This window comes from Candidatus Jordarchaeum sp. (assembly GCF_052745115.1).
On record NZ_JBRAKS010000237.1, the window covers coordinates 1 to 6,036 of the forward strand.

A 6,036-nucleotide genomic window follows, 5' to 3' on the forward strand; every position below is an offset into this window, starting at 1 on the left:
CATCGATCGAAATTTTCTTCATGATAATATCGTCTCATATCTTTTTTGATAATAAAAGTTACTGTATAAAGCATGAGGATTATAGGTATACCAGTAGGAAAAACTAAAATTTGCTTCATCTCATTTTATCTCAAATATTCTCCTCTGGAATCATAACTCCTGCATTAAGAATTCCTTTTGGATCAAGGGCTCTTTTTACAGCTCTAATTTGTTCTATTCCCTCTTGTCCATACATCACTCGAAGAAAGGGTCTCTTTAACTTACCTATGCCATGCTCGGCCGATACCGTTCCTCCGAACTCAACCGCTTTATTTGCTAATTCTAAGTACAAATCTATAGCAGTATTCAGATCATTCACATCCCTAGGGAGGATGTTTACATGTAAATGATTGTTCCCGATGTGCCCAAAAATAACATATTCTAGCTTTTTCTCATCCAATTTTTTCTTATAAAATTCCATCATAGTTCTCAGATGTTCGTCTGGAATCGCCATATCGGTTCCAAGTTTATGAAGCTCTGGATGCTCACGGCGCCTCTTCGCGATAATTGAATTTATTTTTTCAGGAACAGCATGCCTAACATCCTTCATGCGTTGCCAATCTGATGATTCCATTCCTCCCCAAGCGGTCTCCATCGAAACACCATGCTGCTGGAAAAAGTCTTCCAATGCAATATACATCTGCTCCTCATCTTCATCAGAGTAAGCGATTTCAAGGTAAATAATAGCTTGCGTATCGTCTGGAAAGGATGGAATCTGGATGGTTCCTTCGTTTATCAAGGATCTCAACAAAGCAACAGCATTGGAATCGAAATATTCTATCGCCTCCGGCTTAATCGGCGATGCGTCTGTACGAATATCTTCCACAAATTCAATAGCAGCACCCTCACTTGGCAGGAACGCTGTGATGCTTAATAAATTCGGAGCCTTTTGTGTAATATAAACCTCAACCATTGTGATTACTCCTAGTATCCCTTCACAACCGATAAATAGGTCAATAAGGTCCATACCGGGTAGAACGTAAAGTCCCGCTGAATTTTTTATTTGTGGCATCTTATAGCTAGGAACCTGAACCTCAACTGATGTTTCATCACTTAGTATAATTTCGAATTTTCCATCATTACTCGCAGTTACTTGTCCTCTAGTGATATCGAGAACATCGCCGTTAACGAGAACCACTCGGATTCTGCGTATCCATTCACGCATTGCTCCGTACTTAAAAGTCCGAGCTCCGGAAGCGTTGGTTGCAACTGTGCCTCCAAGGAGTGCGGTCATTTCCGTGGGGTCTGGGGGGAGAAAATATTCTACTTTATCAGAAAGGAATCTATCAAGTATCTGCTGATTGGTAGCCGATTCCTGTGTTAGAAGCTCATTAAAATCTTTGCGTTCAATTTTGCGAACAAGTTCACTTAAAATAATTCCCGCTTCAGCACCCACATACCACATTTTCTTTTGCTCATCAAAACCTAAACTCGACACATGATTCATTTTTTCCATTGAGAGTATTACTCCAACCAGCGGTACGGCTCCCCCCACGATGCCTGTACGTCCCGAAGAGACTGTAATTTGAGTACCGCTTTGATTCATTTCTTTTAGAATCGCTGCAACTTCCGCTTCACTTTTAGGAAAAAACAAACTTTCCGCCTTTCCATCCCCATAATTGGATTCATCGATCAAGTAGGCTGTATAAGACGATTTTATTTCTTTCCTATGAAAGACCTGAACCGAATCAAATGGAGCTAGATCCATAGTTTCAGCTTTTATTCGATTCATCAAAACAATCCTCCCAAAATACTACAGCATATTAAGAAGCCGTGCAAGTTAAAATAAGTTTGGTCGATTTTAAAAAAATTACAAAAAACATCAAAAGCCTTGATTATTTTACAATCAGCGTTATTCAATTCTAAAAAAGATTGTTGACATATAAACGACCAAATAATATAAAAGACTGTATAAAAATATAATTAAACTAAATATCCATCAAAAATTTAAGAGAGGGTCAGTTAAATGATATCTGGTTTTATGGGAAAAATATTACGTATAGACCTTTCAAAAGGAGAAGTAAAAGATGAGCCTATAAACGAGGAATGGGCAAAGCTATACTTGGGTGCCCGGGGATACCTGGGCCGGTTGCTCTACAACGAGCTGAAGCTCCCGATGGACGCTTTTTCTCCAGAAAACATATTGGCTTGGATGACCGGGCCTTGTGCCGGAACATTGACCGCGGGAAGCGGAAAATATGATGTGTGCGCAGTTTCCCCGCTTTCTGGTGGTTGGGGTGATTCAAGCTGTGGGGGCTTCTTCGCCTGGGCTCTTAAGCGCACAGGCTACGATGGAGTAGTAATTAAGGGTAAGTCAGAGAAGCCGGTCTATCTCTATCTTTCTGAAGCGGGCGGAGAGCTTAAGGACGCTTCCCACCTTTGGGGTAAAAATACTTTTGAAACAGAGGATATCATTAAAAAAGACCTCGGAGAAAAGACTGCCCGAGTTTCCACAATAGGTCCTGCAGGTGAAAAACTCATAAGATACGCAAGTATTGAGTGTGATCACGGCTCTTTCGCAGGACGGATGGGATTAGGAGCTGTTGCCGGTTCAAAAAACTTCAAGGCTATTGCAGCAGTAGGTCAAAAGAAGATCCCTGCTGCAAATCCGGAAGAACTCAAAAAAACCTATGAGGCCTATCTCCTTGAATACCAAGAAAGCATACCGCTCAATCTGGTGGCTGTCCACGGAACAGCCGGTTTTGTGGGAACTCTAAATGAACTGGCTGTAATGCCCGTTAAAAACTTCCAACTAGGCTATTTACCTGAAGCGGACGATATTGACGGACCAACATTAACGGCCACTATAGGTTACAGTCCCTACGCTTGCTTCGGTTGCCCCGTTACTCATGACAGAAAGTGTAGAGTCGAAACACCGAAATACGCCTTTGATGGTCATGGCCCTGAGTATGAGGCACTTGCCCTGCTGGGCAGTAACACACTTAACCACGATCTTGAAGCTCTCTCATACGCCGCTCACCTATGCGATCTCTACGGTGTGGATTGTATATCCATCGGGAATAGTATAGGCTGGGCGATAGAGAGCTTCGAAAAAGGAGTAATCACAGAAAAGGATACTGGAGGCCTCAAACTAGAATGGGGAAACCCTGACCTGATCATTGAGATGATTAAAAAGATAGCAAACAGAGAAAAAGGAATATGGCACTTATTGGGAGAAGGAGTAAAAAGAGCCGCAGAGAAAATCGGCCAGGGATCCGAGGCTTGGGCGGTACAAGTAAAAGGCGTTGAAATGTCAGCTTGGGATCCACGAGGCGTAAAAATGATGGGAATCAACATGGCGACGACTGCGGGAGGCGCGAGACACACCCCGGCGATTACACTTTTCGAAGTAAATATCCCTATGGAAGAATTTGGCATGGAGGATCCAATCCCGGGTCTCGTTGAGGAAGGAAAATCTCAGGCTCTAAAAGACATGCAGGACTATTCCATGGCTGTGAATGCCGCGGGACAGTGCATCTTCACCGCTGTAGTAAAGCCTTCGATGACTGTGGAATTCGTAAACCATGTGACTGGCATGAATCTAAACTGGAAGGATTTATTGAAAATTGGAGAACGAATTATCAATTTGCAGCGTGCCTTTAATTTCCGATGCGGCTTTACCATTGAGGATGACACGCTTCCTAAACGCATACTATTTGAACCAAAGCCAGACGGGTACGCAAAAGGTGTTATATACGAAAATTTCGAAGGTCTACTTGAGGAACACTACGATCTGAGAGGCTGGGACAAAAAAACCGGCAAGCCTACAAAGGAGAGACTTCAGGAGCTAGGTCTAGACGACATAGCAAAGGACATGTGGGACTAACCTACCATCCCTTCCTTTTTTGTCGATGTACTCTTAAGACCATTTTTTTAAAAAAACATACATACGCTGAAGCGTTCTAGACAGAGAATGAAAATGATTTTCATGGTAAATAATTAATTTTCATCGGGAAGAGATTTCAGTAGATTTCAGACATAATTTTTAACGAACTCCATCAAAAAAGAGAAGAGAAATTATTAACTTTTAGATTATTTTAACTGTCTTGACTTTCTTTCATTCTTTCTTCTCTGAGGCGTTTTAATTTTTCCTCCTTCTCTAATTCCTTTTCCAGTTCCTCCCTCAGCTTCTTCTTGCTCACTTTTCCCGCTCCAATTATAGGTAGATTTCTCCATTTAAACTCTTTTGGAACTTTATAGGCAGCCAGACCCCGACGACAGTATTCTTCCACATCTTTGTCTGTGATTTTTGATCCAGGCACTTTCTGGTAATAGGCTCGTCCCACTTCACCCCACTTTTCATCAGGAACCGCGATGACACCCGCTAACAGAATATCGGGATGTGCCATCAGGAATTCTTCGATTTCCAGAGGGGATACATTGTAGCCTCCTGACTTATACATCTCCTTAATGCGATCCACAAACACATAGAAGCCATCCTCGTCCTGCTTAGCCCTGTCTCCGGTGTGGAAGTAGTTCTCTTCATCAAAGGATTCTGCATTCTTTTCAGGCATAAGGTAGTATTCTTTAAATACAGTGGGACCCTTTACCATTATCTCTCCCACTTCGCCTCTAGAAACAACTTTACCTTCTTCGTCCACAAGCTTTATTTTGATTTCTGAAGAAGTCGGTTTTCCTAAGGTACACTTTGTTTTTTCTATACCATCTTCGGGTCTCGCAATTGTAGCCACCCCACTTAGCTCGGTCATGCCCCAGCAGTTGTAGAAGCTTGGTGAGATATTATCTATGATTCTTTGAGCCAATTCTGGTGAGGTGTAACCAGCACCAGCCACAGCCATTCTTATGGAAGACATATCATATTGGTCAAAATTACGAAGATTAAGAATCATAATATATACTGTGGGAGGCCAACCTACAAATGTGACTTTCTCCCGCTGTACAAGCTTTAAGGTATCTTCTGTATCATATTTCTCAAGCATGACCAATTTATTACCTAGAATGATACTTTGCATTTCAGCGTGTACCGAACCCGCCGCATGTGAAACTGGCATATTGCCAATGGCTACGTCTTCTGGATTCGCCCCTATATACTTGGCCAAATACTCAACGCACTTGCAGATATTTTTATGGGTTAGAATCACTGGTTTAGGGGGACCAGTGGTCCCAGTTGTGTACATACAGAGAACCGGATCGTCTTCCTGAACTTCACTTTTCCTTTCTTCCAATTCTCTATTCATCTCATCTCTTGGTTTGGAGACTAAGTCCTCAAAGGCGATGGATCCGGGTAAATATGTTCCGGCGATAGAAATATAGTTTTTTACTGTAGTAAACTGATCTCTTATCTGATCTAAAATTCGGGAATACATTCTGCTGAGGAACTGGTTCATATTTATAATCGTGGTAGGTTTCACTAAGGGAATCTGGTACTCAAAGTCTTTTAACTCATCTCTCCAGTCCAGTGAGACTGTTACTGCTCCGATTTTAGCTGCCGCCAATGCAACATAAAGCCACTCAGGCCTAGGAGGTATAATGGTTATGATCTTTTCCCCTTTTTTGATTCCCAGTTTCAAAAAACTTTTAGCAAGACGATCAACGGTTTCATTAAGCTCCTCAAAGGTCATTCTTTGATCCTTATGCACTACTGCTTCCTTATCTGGATATTCTGCTGCATCAAATTCCAAGAATTCTCCTATTAGTTTACAGTCCCAAGGTGCTCCCAAAATAAATACCTCCATATCTCTCCTTTAAGTTAATTCCAATCTACTTTTTAACTTATAAGGATTTATATTAAACCTTTTTCTTTTGCAACGTGTCTATCTTTTATAATATTCTGATTTTTATATTCTTTTGTGTTAACATTTCCGTGGTGGTTTTGGCGGAGGGCAACGGGTTTAAATCCCTGTTTTGCGGGGGATTCCACAATTAAGCGGGGTTAAGTGCCAAAAAATCCCTTTGAAGGAGGGGAGGAAAAGCGGAAATACACAATTAACAGAAGAGTGAAAAAATCAAAATATAATAAATCATAGACTCATTGTT

Annotated in this window: 3 protein-coding genes; 1 reads left to right on the plus strand and 2 read right to left on the minus strand. The window is 41.5% G+C overall.

Features of this window, described 5'->3' with window-relative positions; genetic code table 11:
• Positions 1-130: 130 nt before the first annotated feature.
• Positions 131-1,771, minus strand: a complete 1,641-nt coding sequence (locus ACUVXA_RS14715) for an FAD-binding oxidoreductase (protein ID WP_445872036.1) — start codon at positions 1,769-1,771, stop codon at positions 131-133.
• A gap of 234 nt (positions 1,772-2,005) precedes the next feature.
• On the opposite strand from ACUVXA_RS14715, the gene ACUVXA_RS14720 reads away from it, so the two are divergent.
• Positions 2,006-3,865, plus strand: coding sequence for an aldehyde ferredoxin oxidoreductase family protein (locus ACUVXA_RS14720; RefSeq protein ID WP_445872037.1), 1,860 nt, complete (start codon positions 2,006-2,008; stop codon positions 3,863-3,865).
• Between the two features lie 211 nt (positions 3,866-4,076).
• Here the strand turns inward: ACUVXA_RS14720 and ACUVXA_RS14725 are convergent, their stop codons facing one another.
• On the minus strand, positions 4,077-5,720 hold the full coding sequence (locus ACUVXA_RS14725) for a class I adenylate-forming enzyme family protein (RefSeq protein WP_445872038.1): 1,644 nt from the start codon (positions 5,718-5,720) through the stop codon (positions 4,077-4,079).
• Positions 5,721-6,036: the final 316 nt, after the last annotated feature.

What these genes read in the sequence shown, in the direction of transcription:
- ACUVXA_RS14715 (WP_445872036.1), bottom strand. Translation starts at nt 1,771, where the DNA reads ATGAATCGAATAAAAGCTGAAACTATGGATCTAGCTCCATTTGATTCG.
- ACUVXA_RS14720 (WP_445872037.1), top strand. Translation starts at nt 2,006, where the DNA reads ATGATATCTGGTTTTATGGGAAAAATATTACGTATAGACCTTTCAAAA.